Source organism: Paenibacillus sp. FSL R7-0273, from assembly GCF_000758625.1.
Lineage (GTDB): Bacteria > Bacillota > Bacilli > Paenibacillales > Paenibacillaceae > Paenibacillus_AQ.
Genome location: NZ_CP009283.1, coordinates 1,129,717 through 1,143,305, shown reverse-complemented (window position 1 = coordinate 1,143,305; position 13,589 = coordinate 1,129,717). Strand labels below are relative to the sequence as shown.

Genomic DNA, 13,589 nt, shown 5'->3' with positions numbered 1-13,589 from the left:
GGGTGCTATTAACGGTTATGACTGATATGAATGACATTGTCGGCACCCATGACATTCTGATGATTACACTTGATACCCTGCGCTACGACGCTGCTGTTCTGGAGGAGGCCAACTGCCCCAATCTGTGCGGCACGGGCTCCTGGGAGAAAAGACACACCCCTGGCAGCTTTACCTATGCAGCGCATCACGCCTTCTTCGGCGGCTTTTTACCGACTCCGGCTAATACAGATAAAGCTTCACATGTGCGGCTGTTCCATTCCAGGAATACCGGCCTGAAAACCCATCCTCATACGTGGCTGTTTGATACGCCGGATCTGGTATCCGGGCTTGCAGCCGAGGGGTACCGTACAGTGTGCATCGGGGGAGTTATTTTTTTCACCAAAAAAGTTCCCTTAGCCCGCGTCCTCCCCGCTTATTTCCAGCACAGCTACTGGCGCATGACCTTCGGTGTGACGAACCCCCGGTCTACAGAGCATCAGGTGAACCATGCCCTCAAGGTGCTGGATAATACGCCGCTGGATGAGCGTCTGTTCCTGTTCCTTAATGTATCTGCCATCCACGGGCCCAACCATATGTTTCTTCCGGGTGCCCGCAGGGATTCTGTGGACAGCCAGCGCGCCGCGCTGCGTTATGCCGACGGGGAGCTGGGACGTTTGTTCGCACGTTTGCGCGAGCGCGGCAACCCGGTCTTTTGCATGGCCTTCTCGGATCATGGCACAGCCTACGGCGAGGACGGCTATGAGGGCCACCGCCTGGCACATGAGACTGTATGGAATGTACCTTACCGGGAGTTCATCCTGTAGCTTGGCTGACAATTTAATCCGGATGAAAGGAGAAACGAATGACATCCACTGATTATGGCTTAACACCGTCTCTCTCTTCGGAGGAGGCCCGGCGATGGAAGGAGCAGATTACTGCACAGCCTTACCGTAATTATCTATATTCTTATCCGCACAAGACCGCCTACCGGGAATTTCAGCCGCCTGTTTCTCTGGAGCAGCTATGGCTGAATGAGCCTGCGGAGACGTTTTTTCTGTATATGCATATTCCGTTCTGCGGCGCGCGCTGCGGCTTCTGCAACCTGTTCACTCTGCCGGACAAGCGTGACGATGTCCACGAGCGTTATGTGGATGCGCTGGAGCGGCAGGCGCGGCAGTGGTCAGCTTTTACCGGTCATAAGCCCTTTGCCCGCTTTGCGGTCGGAGGCGGTACGCCGACTCTGCTGGCTGCCCCCCAGCTCAGCCGCTTGTTCCGGATTGCCCGGGAAATCATGGGACTGGATACCTCCCGCGCCTCCATCTCGGTGGAAACCTCACCGGAGACGATCACGGAAGAAAAGCTCTCCATCCTGAAGGAGAACACCGTTGACCGGGTCAGCATGGGTATTCAGAGCTTCGTGGCAGCCGAATCGGCAGCTATTTACCGTCCGCAAAATCCGGAGGTCGTCTACCGCGCGCTGGAGCTGCTCGGACAATATGATTTTCCCATCCTTAATCTCGATCTGATCTACGGGCTCCCGGGCCAGACGGTGGAGTCCTGGCTCTATTCGCTGGGGCAGGCGCTGCTGCATGAACCGCAGGAGATTTTTATCTATCCGCTCTATACCCGTGAGCATACGATTGTTAAGCCGGGCGATATGCAGCGCCAGCAGGACCTGCGGCATGAGTGCTATACTGCCGCCTGCAGGCTTCTTGCCGGGCACGGCTACCGCCAGTACTCGATGCGCCGGTTCGCCAAGGAAGAGGCCGGCACGGACAAATCCATTCTGGACTACAGCTGCCAGGAGGAGGGCATGGTCGGCCTGGGCTGCGGAGCCCGCTCTTATACCCGGGAGTTGCACTATGCTTCCCGCTACGGGGTCAGCCGCAAGGCAACGGAGAGCATTATTGCAGACTACGTGTCAGCGGAGCGTTATGACACGGCGGATTACGGCATCATGCTAAGTCTGGCCGAGCAGAAACGGCGGTTCATCCTCAAGGCTTTGCTGCATAGCGAGGGGCTGCGGCTGGCTGATTACAGCGGACGCTTCTCAGCTTCGCTGTGGGACGACCACCCTGAGCTTACCCTGCTGCTTGAGAGCGGGCTGGGTGAGCTCCAGTATGACGAGCAGAATGTGATTCATGATGGGGATCAGGATGAGGAGCGGCAGGATGAGCGGCTTGAGGGCTTATACAGCACCAAGGCTAAGACTCGGGAGGCTGGTCAGGATGATTGGCTTGGGGGCCGGGACGGCATTCTGCGGTTAACTCCTGAGGGTCTGGGTTACTCCGACTCGATCGGTGACTGGTTCATCTCCGGTGATATCAGGGACCGCATGGAAGGATTTATCCTGCCATGAATGCCGTTCTCTACTACCGGGGGTCCCTCACCTCATGCAACTATGACTGCCCTTACTGCCCGTTCGGCAAAACCAGAGACAGCGCAGCAACACTGGCCAAGGACCGCGAGGGCGTTGAAGCCTTTGTCCGGTGGGCAGCAGAGCAAGGCGCGGCTGGTCACCGGCTGTCTGTATTCTTTAATCCCTACGGCGAAGGCCTGATTCACCGCTGGTACAAGGATGCGCTGATCACCCTCTCCCGCCTCCCCCATGTGGACAAGGTAGCCATTCAGACCAATTTGTCGGCTAACCTTGCCTTTTTGCCGGAGCTGAATCCCGCTACAGCTGCTTTCTGGGCTACCTATCATCCGGGGCAGGTCAGTGAGGATACATTTCTGGCCCAGTGCACGGCTGTCCATCAGCAGGGGATTCCGCTTAGTGTGGGCAGCGTGGGCATCCGCAGCGCTTTTCCGGCGATTGCCTCACTGCGGGCTGCCCTGCCGCGGGACATCTACCTGTGGGTGAACGCCTACAAGGACAAACCGGATTATTATACACCTGAGGATCTCGCCTTCCTCGGCAGTATTGATCCGCATTTTTCTATCAACGCCGCCGACTATGACAGTCTGGGCAAAAGCTGTAACGCCGGCAAAAATGTATTCTATATCCAGGGAGCCGGAACAGTTAAACGCTGCTACAAGGACCGGGGAGTCATCGGCAATCTCTACCGCGATGGCCTTGAGGGCCTCGCCGCTGAACGGAGCTGCCGCATGAAGGTCTGCGACTGCTATATCGGGTACATTCATATGCCCGAGCTCCAGCTGGAGCAGGTATACGGCCGGGGTCTGCTTGAGCGGATACCTTATGGGATAGCGGAGGTGAGCGTATGAGACCAGATGGTGAAAGTGTCGGAATAGCTCAGGTCGATGCTGAGACTGTAGCAGATGATAGGACTGGGGCGGTTTGCGATCAGGCAGCAGCTCAAGCAAATGATGAGTCAGGAGCGGCTCACGATAATGCTGCACACCGGGTTGATGACTATGACGAGAGTGCTGTCGCGTCCAACTGGCTGGATGTTGAGACTATTGTGACTACAGGTGATTCAGTAAGCCAGGCGGATGCTGGGGCTGGAGTGACAACAGATGGTTCGGTAAGCCAGGCGGATGCTGGGGCTGGAGTGACTAAAGGTGGTTCGGTAAGCCGGGCGGATGTTGGGGCTGGCGCTACTTGTAACGGGAACACAACTGGCGCCGCTGGTCAAGGCATGACAATCTGGCTGACCGGTCTGTCCGGTGCAGGCAAATCGACCATCGCCTCGCTGCTAACGGACCGGCTGACCAAATTAGGCATTGCCGCTGAATGGCTGGATGGAGACCAACTGAGACGCGCGCTCGGCAAAGGTCTCGGCTTCAGCCGGGAGGACCGGTTTGAGAATATCCGCCGGACGGTGTACCTTGCTGAGATGCTTAACCGCCACGGTGTGGTTACTGTAGTTTCACTCATTAGCCCATACACGGAGATGCGTAACTATGCCCGTCAGACTCTTCCGCGTTTCGCTGAAGTCTATGTAGACTGTCCATTAGAGGTCTGCGAATCCCGGGACGTCAAAGGACTGTATGCCAAAGCCCGCCGTGGTGAAATTCCCGCTTTCACCGGCATCTCCGATCCATACGAAGCACCGCCCAGCCCCGAGCTGACGCTCAACACTGCCGGGCAGACGCCGGAGGAAAGTACAAACACACTATTAGCCTGGCTGACAGAACACACTTCACTGCAGCTAAACAAATAACCAAACAGCGCCCTGTCTGCTTATCCGGACAAGGCGCTGTTTGGTTATACGGCTGGTTACTTTGGCTAGAGTGCTACTGCGGGGAATATGGTTTAGGCAAGAGAAGGCTGCTACTGCGCGTAACAAATTATGCATCCTGCGGCCTAGCGGCAGCAAACGGCCAATTCAGAGGCATTTTTGCCTCTCATTCCGACCCGCAGCATATTTCCGGCCCATTCAGAGGCCTTTTTGCCTCTCATTCTGCCCGGCAGCCAACTTCCGGCCAATTCAGAGGCATTTTTGCCTCTCATTCCGCCGCGCGGCCAACTTCCGGCCAATTCAAAGGCATTTTTGCCTCTCATTTCGTCCCGCAGCCCGTTTCCGGCCAATTCAGAGGCATTTATGCCTCTCATTTCGCCCCGTAGCCCGCTTCCGGCCAATTCAAAGGCATTTATGCCTCTCATTCTGCCCGGCAGCCAACTTCCGGCCAATTCAGAGGCCTTTTTGCCTCTCATTCCGCCCCGCAGCACGTTTCCGGCCAATTCAAAGGCCTTTATGCCTCTCATTTCGCCCCGCAGCACATTTCCGGCCAATTCAGAGGCATTTTTGCCTCTCATTCCGCCCGGCAGCCCGCTTCCGGCCAATTCAAAGGTATTTTTGCCTCTCATTTCGCCCGGCTGCCCGCTTCCGGCCCATTCAGAGGCATTTCTGCCTCTCATTCCGCCCAACAGCCCGCTTCCGGCCAATTCAAAGGCATTTCTGCCTCTCATTCTGCCCAACAGCCCGCTTACAGCCCCGTTCCCGGCACTAAATGTGTCTACGTCTCTGCCCCTAGCTTCTCCCGCTGCCCGGCGTCCGGTCTGTCCAGGCCCTTCAACGGAACCTCACCCGCTTGAACGCCCCGCACTTCACAGCTCCCGCGCCAGCTGCATCAGCTTGCGCATGCCCTCGCGCAGCATGTTCTCGCTGGCGAAGGAATAGCTGAGCCGCAGCCAGGAGGTCATCTCCCCAAGCGGGTCGCACAGCGCACCCGGCACGAAGGAGATGGAGTGCTCCATGCTGCGCTGAAGCAGCGCGGCTGCCGAGACGGAGTCCGGCAGCCTGATCCACAGGTTCAGCCCGCCCTCGGGCGCGGACCATTCCCAGCCGCTGCCGGCCAGCTCCTCCTCCATAATTTCCTTATGCACCTGCAGCGCAATCCTCAGCTTACCCAGATGCTGCTGCAGGCGCGGCGAAGTGTAGTAATGCAGGAAGATTTTCTGGTTCAGCAGCGGCGACCCGTTGTCCGCCATCGATTTGGCGGTAATCAGCCGCTCCATGAACGGATGGCGGCAGGCTACCGCACAGATCCGCAGCCCCGGCGCCACGTATTTGCTGAAGCTGCTGATGTAGATGACCCAGCCTTCCGTATCATAGGCGAAGAACGGCGCCGGCGGCGCCTCCCCGAAATAGATGTCGCGGAAGGGATCGTCCTCGACCAGCAGGCAGCGGTAACGCTCCGCCAGCTCGACCAGCAGCTTGCGCTGGCGTGCCGGCACGGTATAGCCCGTCGGATTATGATGGGTCGGGTTGATGTAGAACATCCGCGGCCGGTAGGTACGCATCAGCTCCTCGACCGCCTCCAGATCATACCCTTCCGGTGTAATCGTAACCGGGAGCAGCCGGGCACCCGCCCGGCGAAAAATATCAAGCGCCACACTGTAAGTCGGCCGCTCCACCAGCACATGATCCATCGGTCCGAGCACAAGACCCGCAATCAGATTGATTGCCTGCTGAGCCCCCGAGGTAATCAGCAGCTCCTGCGGTGACAGCTGCAGCTTGTAATGCTCCTGATAGTGCCGGCTAAGCACCCCGCGCAGCTCCAGATCGCCCTGGACGGAAGAATACGTGCCCATAACCTTGGGATAGAGATCGAACACTTTTTTTACATAATCGGACAGGAACAGGTTGGGCAGCAGCCCGGGATCAATCAGCGCCTGCGAGAACTGGTACTTAACCGGCATACGCTGAATATCAGACATCGGATTAGTCAGCGAATAGACAGGTACCGCAGCGGTATCCGCATTCGGATCAGCACGCTCCTCGCGCAGCATGCCGGCAGGCGAGACATAATAGCCGGATTTATCCTTTACATACACTCTGCCGCTGCTGGCCAGCTCACGGTATGCCTTGAAGACCGTCAGCCGGTGCACCTGCAACTCCTCAGCCAGCACCCGGATCGACGGCAGCTTGTCATGCACCTTCCACTCCTCACGCACAATCCGGTTCACCATATAATCGTAGACCTGACGGAAGAGCGGATGACTCTGTTCCAGATTGGCCTGTTTTTTCATGCCTGTTGCACTCCCCTCAGCAATTTCCGCAGCTGTCCCTCCACGGAGCCCGTATTTAAGCCCAGCCTGCAGCACGTATCCCTTGTTATTTCCCCTATTGTACAGCATCCTGTGCCCTATCTGTTCTATCCGTTATCAACTGTTCTGTGTCCAGCCCGTTATGATTATCCACAACGCTTTACCGGACTGCCATATTACATTCACAAAGGGGAAATATTCATGATTATGCTTGCTTATTCACTCGTCTGTCTGATCTTCGGCACTACCTTTCTTGCTATCAAAATCGGCGTAGACGCTGGAGCACCGCCCTTTTTCTCCGCAGGCATACGCTTTTTTCTGGCCGGAGCTGTCCTGTTTCTGTGGATGGTCCTCAAAGGCAAGGCCAGCTTCTCCCTGCTGCTGCGCAAAGAAATGCTGATTACCGGCGCTGCACTAACCTTCGGCACCTTCTCCGCACTCTACTGGGCTGAGCAATATGTATCGTCAGGACTTGCCGCCGTGCTGTCAGCTACCGGACCGATGATGATCCTGCTGATGCAGACCGCTGTTCTCCGTCAAAAAGCGCCCTCCTACTCTATGCTCGGCTGCATCATCGGCTTCACCGGCGTACTGCTGCTTGTGCTGCCAAGCCTGGTTGTGGACGTGTCCCCGCTATGGATCACCGGCTGTATCGTTGTCCTGATCGGGGAATGCTGCTACGCGGCCGGTGCTATCTATTCCAAAAAAGTGATCACTGCCTTTTCCGGCGTATCGCCTGTTGCCTTGAATGCCGCACAGATGATGTACGGGGGTGTGCTACTGTTTCTTTTATCGCTTGCTGCCGAACCATGGCATCCGGAAGTTCTATTCTCGCTCAAAACCGCCGGCTCCCTGCTCTATCTGACCGTTATCGGCTCCATGGTCGGACATACCCTGTTCTACTGGCTTGTCGCCAAGACCAATCCGGTGTTTCCATCAACCTGGCTGTACATCTCCCCTCCGATTGCCGTTGGTGTAGGCTATCTCTTCTATAATGAGGCAGTGACCTGGCTTACGCTGCTCGGCGTCTTCACCATCATTGCCGGGACCGTGCTTGTTAATGCGGGGGCTCTGAAGGAGCTGTTGTTTAAAAAGAAGCCTCAGCCCGCTGTCATTCCTGCTCCCAAACTCGATGCCGCTGCACAGGAATAAAGCAATTTGTGCTTACTAAATTTATTTATGACGTACTATATGTTGCATTAATGATCATTATTGCGTATTATATAAACAAGTTAAGGGGTATTATTACCATTAAGACGTCTGAATGAGAGGGGGAATTGGCGACAGCACTCCTTTTCCCATAGGAGAGACCTGATAATATCCGGAAAATGGAGGGACCCGCAATCGAACTGACATCCCGTCAACTGCAAATTATTGAAATTGTGAAGAAACGTGCACCCATCTCCGGCGATCAGATCGCCGAAAGCCTGAACCTCAGCCGGCCGACCATCCGTAATGACCTGTCCATTCTGGTCATGCTGGAGTATATCGACGCTAAGCCGAAGGTAGGCTATTTCCCCGGACAGCGTTCTGTAGCCCATCTGGGCAGCGGCTATCTGCTGCGGGAAACGAAGGTTAAGGATATCCAGAGCATCCCGGTAGTCATACGTGAAACAACAACGATTCAGGATGCCGTCGTCACCCTGTTCCTGCAGGATGTCGGCACCCTGATTATCTGTGACGGGGACGGCAGGCTGGCCGGAGTCGCTTCCCGCAAGGATTTTTTGAAGGTAACACTCGGCAATCCCGGTGCGGTATCCATGCCGGTCAGCATGGTCATGACCCGTGTACCCAAGGTGGTCACGGTATCGCCTGATGAGCCGGTGCTGGATGCCGCACATAAAATGATTTTTCATGAGGTAGACAGCTTGCCGGTAGTCGTACCGGGCAGCGCGGAAGATTCAGTCTCTGGACTTGCAGTCACAGGCCGGTTGACCAAAACTTCCATCGTAAAGCTTCTCCTCGATCTCGAAGCCAAAGGATAACGGGAGGATTAGAACCGCATGGAGCAATCTTCGCACTACATCACGATATGCTCGGATTCAATAGGCGATACGGCAGAAGCAGTAGTGCAGGCCGTTATCCACCAGTTCCAGAATCAGCGTGTCACGATCAGGAGATACGGCAATGTAAGACATGAGGATGAATTGCGCAGGCTTATGGAGGAAACGGCCCAGCTGCAGGGCTTTGTCGCCTATACACTGGTGCAGCCTGAGCTCAGGGAGATGATCCGCGAGGAAGCGGTCCGGCTGGATCTGCGGATTGTCGATATTATGGGCCCGATGATGCAGGCGTTCATCGACACCTTCGATGATGCGCCGCAGGCCCGTCCCGGGCTGCTGCACCAGCTCGATGAGAACTATTTCCGGCGGATCGAGGCCATCGAATTCACCGTTGCCTGTGATGACGGCCGTGATCTGGGTGCCATGCTGAAGGCCGATATCGTGCTGCTGGGCATGTCCCGGACCTCGAAGACTCCGCTTAGCATCTTCCTTGCCCACCGGGGCAAGAAGGTCGTTAATTATCCGGTTGTGCCGGAGATCGCTCCGCCCCAGCAGCTCCTGAGCCTGCCGCCAAGCCGGATTATCGGCCTGACGATGAAGCCGGAGTACATGCTGAAGATCCGCTCCGAGCGCCTGAAGATGCTCGGGCTGCCGGCCGGCTCGCAATACGCCAGCCTGGAGCGGATCAACGAGGAAATGGAATACGCGGCAGTGCTGTTCAAGAAGCTGGGCTGCCCGGTCATCGATATTACGGACAAAGCCATCGAAGAAACCGCCGGCATCATTATGGGCCATCTGTAGTCTGGAGGCTGCCGCAAGCAAGCGTTGAACACCAAACCTATAGACTATTAATGGAGGGAAAACATATGGAACGTGAGTTGGCACTGGAGATTGTACGGGTAACGGAGCTGGGCGCCTTAGCCTCAGCACGCTGGATTGGCCGGGGCGACAAGAACGCGGCGGATGATGCCGCCACAACAGCCATACGTTCCATGTTTGATTCTGTCTCCATTGACGGAACCGTTGTAATCGGCGAAGGCGAAATGGATGAAGCACCGATGCTCTATATCGGGGAGCGGGTCGGCACAAAGAACGGCCCTGCTGTAGATGTGGCCGTTGACCCGCTTGAAGGGACAGAGGTCGTTGCCTGCGGGCTGCATAACGCCCAGTCGGTCATCGCGATTGCCGACCGCGGCAGCCTGCTGCATGCGCCCGATATTTACATGGAAAAGCTGGCCTGCGGCCCCGAGCTGGCCGGTAGGCTTAGCCTGGACGATTCCGCTGAGGTTACGCTGCGTAAAGCCAGCATGATCACCGGCAAGGCTTTGTCTGAGCTGACGGTGATGGTGCTAGACCGCAAACGCCATGAAGAGCTGATCGGCACCCTGCGCGAGCTGGGTGTGCGGATCAGGCTGCTTGGCCACGGCGATGTGGCCGGGGCGATCGCAGCTGCGCTGCCGGACAGCGATGTTGATCTGTACATGGGCTCCGGCGGTGCGCCGGAAGGCGTACTTGCCGCCGCTGCCCTGAAATGCCTCGGCGGCGAGCTGCAGGGCCGGCTTTTGCCGGAGGGGCCGTTCGAGCTGCAGCGCTGCCTGATGATGGGTCTGGATAATCCGGCCCGCGTGCTGTCGATGGAGGATATGGTCGGCACCGGTGATGTAATCTTCGCCGCTACCGGGGTAACCTCCGGCGAGTTCCTCAGCGGTGTACGGTTCATCGGCAAGGAGCGTGCCGAGACGCACTCCGTTATCATGCGGGCGCAGAGCCGGACCATCCGCTATATCCGCAGCATTCATTTCCTGCCCGGCAAGGATATTCCGCAGGGTGTCTCAGACCGCCAGAACGTTGCCTTTATGTAGCTGACACCAGTCTCTGGGACTTGGCGCAGCGTCATCTGCATCTGCTGCCGGCAGCAAAAAAAGGGTTTGCCCGGGGTCCTGTCGGACCTGGGCAAACCCTTTTATACTTCCCGATTCAACTGCCTTGCCACCGCCGCTTAACGCGTGCGGCTGTGGTCTCTCAGCAGCTCATCGCTGGCATTAACCTTCACATCGCCGGTCTTGTCGACACGGGCTTCCTCGCGTTTCACGGTATCTTTTACCTGCTCAGTGCCCTGAACCTCACGTTTGTGAATGTCCACTTCCCCTGTCACGACCGTATTCTTGTGAACCTCCACCTGTTCCTCGCTGACCGGGATGCGGATGGTTTCATCGGCTCCGACCGGCTTTGTGCTGGAATCATTGTTGACCGAGCGCCGCTCAATCACAATCTCCTCATGGGACACAGGAACATTGATCGTCTTCTGCTCCTCGATGATCTCCTTACGCACACTGACTTCACCGGTCTGCACCTTGTTTTTGGACACATCCAGCTGCTCCTCGCGCAATCGCAGCCTGCGGGCCTCGTCATCCTCATTTTCAAAGGCAAGTGAGCTTCTGCTGTCTACATGCTTGCCCATGCCGTCAGGCGTTCCGGAATACAAATCAGCCTTCATACCCGGCTGGTCAATATCCTCATGCGCCCGCTTATCCGGCAGATCATGCACCGGAGCAGAGTTCATTGTATCCAGCCCCGTGTCATTCCGGCCCTCCAGGCCAGATCCGTTAAAGGCCGCATCTACGACATCCGACACTGAATCATCAGCCGCAGCTCTGCGGGAACCGGCTGCACCGGTATCTTCTATATATCTTTCGGCATTGGCCGAATTATGGTTACGGAATACGCTGTACACATCGCTGAGACGCGCTTCATCCGCATCGACCATAACCAGAATCCGTCCCTCATCCACATAATTGTTATAGCTTTCCGCTTCATCCTCCGGAATACCAAGACCGATCAGGCCGCCTACCAGCCCTCCGGTTCCTGCTCCAATGGCCGCTCCTGTCAGTGTGGCAGCAATTGGACCGGCGGCAATGATAGGTCCGATTCCCGGGATGGCCAAAGCTCCAATCCCTGCCAGCAGGCCGGTCACTCCGCCGAGCAGTCCGCCGGTTGCTGCACCGGAGGCCATGCCTTCCGGAGCCTTGGTGCCTGTCTCATCGCTGATCGCTTCGACATCCTTTTTATTGCGGGCAATCACGGAGATGTCCTCTGTCAGAAATCCGTGGCTTTTCAGATCTTCAATAGCCTGTGAAGCCTCATATTCGGTATGGAACACACCTACAATTTTCCTATTCATAACGATTCCCTCCTGATAGCTTTTTTTAATTTTTGTAGTCACTCTTTCACATTTCTTAATTAACCACTCCCCTATCCGCTAAACTGAAAGTTTCTCAAATTCACACGATTCCTCAAATATATTTTCGAAACAGAAAACGCGGTGGAAATCCTATCCTCCGACATATTTTCATCATATTTCCCCTGTGAAAGTCAGGTATAATCACATGTAAATCACGGGATCAGACGATATGTTAAGCCTTTACGAACAATGATCTGAACCTCGTTACACATCCGGAAAAAGAGACTATACTCCTCGTAAGATAGGTCAGCCATTTCCACATGACCAAGGAGGTCTACCCATGAATATGCGATTAAAGGTATTAAAAAAGCATCTGCTGTTCTGCTGCAGTGAGCACTGCAACAACCAGGAGGTCGAGGATGTCATGCAGGCGTTCAAGGAGCAGCTGGTGGAGCAGGGCATCAACAAAACGGTCAAAATCAACAAAACCAGCTGCCTCGGGCTGTGCGGCAACGGTCCCTTTGTCATCGTCTACCCCGACGGCATCTGGTATTATAACGTGACCACTGAGGATGTGCCGCGTATTGTGGAGGAGCATCTGGTAGGCGGCGAGCCGGTGGATGAGCTGGTTATGCTGAAAATGGAAGCCTAGCCTGACTCGGTAATTTCCGCATGCTGTGTCCTGGGCGGTGCGACAATGCATTCCGTCCCCCCGCATTTGAATTCTCCCCCACTTAGCTAACGCTTGAAGTGGCGGATTCTTGCGAACAGAAGAGTAACCTCTTCTTATTTAGCAAGCGATTCCTGCGTTCCCGCAGTTCTATCATTTGGATAGGTGGCGGTTAAACCGCTACTTGTGCAATATTATGAGCGGCGTTTTCATCACGGTCATGAAGCGTACCGCAAACGGTACACGTCCATTCCCGAACCGCAAGATTCTTTACTTCCGGGTGAATCGTGCCACACACGTGACACCGCTGACTGGTCGGTTCGAACGTATCAGCGATCCGAAGGGTTCGTCCATACCAAAGGGCTTTGTACGTCAGTTGCCGTACCCACTCCCCCCAAGACGCATCCGCGATGGATTTTGAAAGCTTGGGATTCTGAATCATATTCGCGACACGCAGATGTTCGATACTAATCGTTTGGTTTTCACGGATCAGTTTCGTTGTCAGTTGGTGGAGAAAATCATTTCGTTTATTCGCAATACGTTCGTGAATGCGAGCGACATGCTGCTTCGCTTTCTTCCAGTTGGAGCCGCCCGGAGTACGCCGAGCCATCCGCCGCTGCCAAAGCGCCAGCTTTTTCTCATATTGGCGGTAAAAGCGGGGATTGGCATACCGTTCACCATTCGAGATTACAGCATACTCTTTCAAACCCAGATCGATTCCGATATGTGCGTCCACTTGCGGCAGTGGGTTCTTTTCAACTTCGCAACCAAGCGAAACGAAAAATTTCCCGCTGGCGTTTTGACGCACGGTAGCAGACAATATCCGGCCTTCCAGCTTCCGGGAGTTTGCAAAACGCATCCAGCCGAGTTTTGGGAGCTTCAAGCGACTCCCCTCAATGGCGATATTCCCGTTCGTGAATTTGGTCGTGTAACTTTGAACCGGATGCTTCCGGCTCTTAAAGCGTGGCACTTGATTTTGCTTTTTGAAAAAGCGATCAAAGCTATCCGCCACATGACGGGCAGCCGACTGCAAAGCGATGCTATCGACTTCTTTCAGCCAGTCGTATTGTGCTTTTAGTGCAGGGAGTTTTGTCGCACAAGCGTGATAGGACAAGCCTTTTCCCGTTTCCGCATAGCTTTGATTCCAAGTGTCCAAAAAGGTATTGAACACAAAGCGGCAGCAGCCAAACATACGCCTTATGAGTTGCTGTTGTTCCGGTGTGGGGTAGATCCGGTATTTATAGGCTTGATGTATCAGCATGTGCGACACCTCATTTTTGGTAATATTATTCATATTAT

The 13,589-nt window shown here is 55.4% G+C and carries 13 protein-coding genes; 9 read left to right on the top strand and 4 right to left on the bottom strand.

The annotated features are described in order from the left end of the window. The first annotated feature begins 17 nt into the window (after positions 1–17). The 4 genes from R70723_RS04880 to cysC are packed head-to-tail and all read left to right on the top strand — an operon-like array spanning position 18 to position 4,106. The gene (locus R70723_RS04880; RefSeq protein ID WP_039870222.1) at positions 18–803 is read left to right on the top strand and encodes an STM4013/SEN3800 family hydrolase; all 786 of its coding nucleotides are present in this window, start codon (positions 18–20) and stop codon (positions 801–803) included. A 38-nt stretch (positions 804–841) separates the two neighbouring features. Then, on the top strand, positions 842–2,338 hold the full coding sequence (locus R70723_RS04875; RefSeq protein ID WP_039870221.1) for an STM4012 family radical SAM protein: 1,497 nt from the start codon (positions 842–844) through the stop codon (positions 2,336–2,338). Next, a complete protein-coding gene (locus R70723_RS04870; protein WP_039870220.1) occupies positions 2,335–3,207 on the top strand; it encodes an STM4011 family radical SAM protein in 873 nt (290 codons plus the stop codon). Before R70723_RS04875 ends, R70723_RS04870 begins: the two co-directional genes overlap by 4 nt. Continuing rightward, complete coding sequence (cysC, locus tag R70723_RS33900; RefSeq protein ID WP_231574824.1) at positions 3,204–4,106, top strand: adenylyl-sulfate kinase; 903 nt, start codon at positions 3,204–3,206, stop codon at positions 4,104–4,106. The genes R70723_RS04870 and cysC overlap by 4 nt, the downstream gene beginning before the upstream one ends. Positions 4,107–4,249: 143 nt before the next feature. Here the strand turns inward: cysC and R70723_RS04860 are convergent, their stop codons facing one another. Together R70723_RS04860 and R70723_RS04855 are read right to left on the bottom strand one after the other, a co-directional pair. Further along, on the bottom strand, positions 4,250–4,855 hold the full coding sequence (locus R70723_RS04860; RefSeq protein WP_039870219.1) for a hypothetical protein: 606 nt from the start codon (positions 4,853–4,855) through the stop codon (positions 4,250–4,252). Positions 4,856–4,993: 138 nt separating this feature from the next. Beyond that, positions 4,994–6,418 (bottom strand): aminotransferase-like domain-containing protein, encoded by a 1,425-nt coding sequence (locus tag R70723_RS04855; RefSeq protein WP_039878261.1) that lies wholly within the window; start codon positions 6,416–6,418, stop codon positions 4,994–4,996. A gap of 219 nt (positions 6,419–6,637) precedes the next feature. Here R70723_RS04855 and R70723_RS04850 point away from each other — a divergent pair, with 219 nt between their 5' ends. The 4 genes from R70723_RS04850 (at position 6,638) to glpX (ending at position 10,301) form a co-directional block, all read left to right on the top strand. Beyond that, positions 6,638–7,588, top strand: coding sequence for a DMT family transporter (locus R70723_RS04850; protein WP_039870218.1), 951 nt, complete (start codon positions 6,638–6,640; stop codon positions 7,586–7,588). Positions 7,589–7,764: 176 nt separating this feature from the next. Beyond that, positions 7,765–8,421 (top strand): helix-turn-helix transcriptional regulator, encoded by a 657-nt coding sequence (locus R70723_RS04845; protein WP_039870217.1) that lies wholly within the window; start codon positions 7,765–7,767, stop codon positions 8,419–8,421. A gap of 18 nt (positions 8,422–8,439) precedes the next feature. Then, a complete protein-coding gene (locus R70723_RS04840; RefSeq protein WP_039870216.1) occupies positions 8,440–9,240 on the top strand; it encodes a pyruvate, water dikinase regulatory protein in 801 nt (266 codons plus the stop codon). A 65-nt stretch (positions 9,241–9,305) separates the two neighbouring features. Further along, positions 9,306–10,301: a class II fructose-bisphosphatase gene (glpX, locus tag R70723_RS04835; protein WP_039870214.1), complete on the top strand. Its 996-nt coding sequence runs from the start codon at positions 9,306–9,308 to the stop codon at positions 10,299–10,301. Positions 10,302–10,438: 137 nt separating this feature from the next. On the opposite strand, the gene R70723_RS04830 is transcribed toward glpX, so the two are convergent. Continuing rightward, positions 10,439–11,620, bottom strand: a complete 1,182-nt coding sequence (locus R70723_RS04830) for a YsnF/AvaK domain-containing protein (protein ID WP_039870212.1) — start codon at positions 11,618–11,620, stop codon at positions 10,439–10,441. Between the two features lie 340 nt (positions 11,621–11,960). On the opposite strand from R70723_RS04830, the gene R70723_RS04825 reads away from it, so the two are divergent. Next, positions 11,961–12,272: a (2Fe-2S) ferredoxin domain-containing protein gene (locus R70723_RS04825; RefSeq protein ID WP_042198045.1), complete on the top strand. Its 312-nt coding sequence runs from the start codon at positions 11,961–11,963 to the stop codon at positions 12,270–12,272. 190 nt (positions 12,273–12,462) lie between these two features. Here the strand turns inward: R70723_RS04825 and tnpB are convergent, their stop codons facing one another. Next, complete coding sequence (tnpB, locus tag R70723_RS04820) at positions 12,463–13,551, bottom strand: IS200/IS605 family element RNA-guided endonuclease TnpB (protein WP_197071793.1); 1,089 nt, start codon at positions 13,549–13,551, stop codon at positions 12,463–12,465. Positions 13,552–13,589: the final 38 nt, after the last annotated feature.

Coding starts and splice junctions, on each gene's coding strand:
- R70723_RS04880 (WP_039870222.1), top strand. CDS start 18: ATGACTGATATGAATGACATTGTCGGCACCCATGACATTCTGATGATT.
- R70723_RS04875 (WP_039870221.1), top strand. CDS start 842: ATGACATCCACTGATTATGGCTTAACACCGTCTCTCTCTTCGGAGGAG.
- R70723_RS04870 (WP_039870220.1), top strand. CDS start 2,335: ATGAATGCCGTTCTCTACTACCGGGGGTCCCTCACCTCATGCAACTAT.
- cysC (WP_231574824.1), top strand. CDS start 3,204: ATGAGACCAGATGGTGAAAGTGTCGGAATAGCTCAGGTCGATGCTGAG.
- R70723_RS04860 (WP_039870219.1), bottom strand. CDS start 4,855: ATGAGAGGCAGAAATGCCTTTGAATTGGCCGGAAGCGGGCTGTTGGGC.
- R70723_RS04855 (WP_039878261.1), bottom strand. CDS start 6,418: ATGAAAAAACAGGCCAATCTGGAACAGAGTCATCCGCTCTTCCGTCAG.
- R70723_RS04850 (WP_039870218.1), top strand. CDS start 6,638: ATGATTATGCTTGCTTATTCACTCGTCTGTCTGATCTTCGGCACTACC.
- R70723_RS04845 (WP_039870217.1), top strand. CDS start 7,765: ATGGAGGGACCCGCAATCGAACTGACATCCCGTCAACTGCAAATTATT.
- R70723_RS04840 (WP_039870216.1), top strand. CDS start 8,440: ATGGAGCAATCTTCGCACTACATCACGATATGCTCGGATTCAATAGGC.
- glpX (WP_039870214.1), top strand. CDS start 9,306: ATGGAACGTGAGTTGGCACTGGAGATTGTACGGGTAACGGAGCTGGGC.
- R70723_RS04830 (WP_039870212.1), bottom strand. CDS start 11,620: ATGAATAGGAAAATTGTAGGTGTGTTCCATACCGAATATGAGGCTTCA.
- R70723_RS04825 (WP_042198045.1), top strand. CDS start 11,961: ATGAATATGCGATTAAAGGTATTAAAAAAGCATCTGCTGTTCTGCTGC.
- tnpB (WP_197071793.1), bottom strand. CDS start 13,551: ATGCTGATACATCAAGCCTATAAATACCGGATCTACCCCACACCGGAA.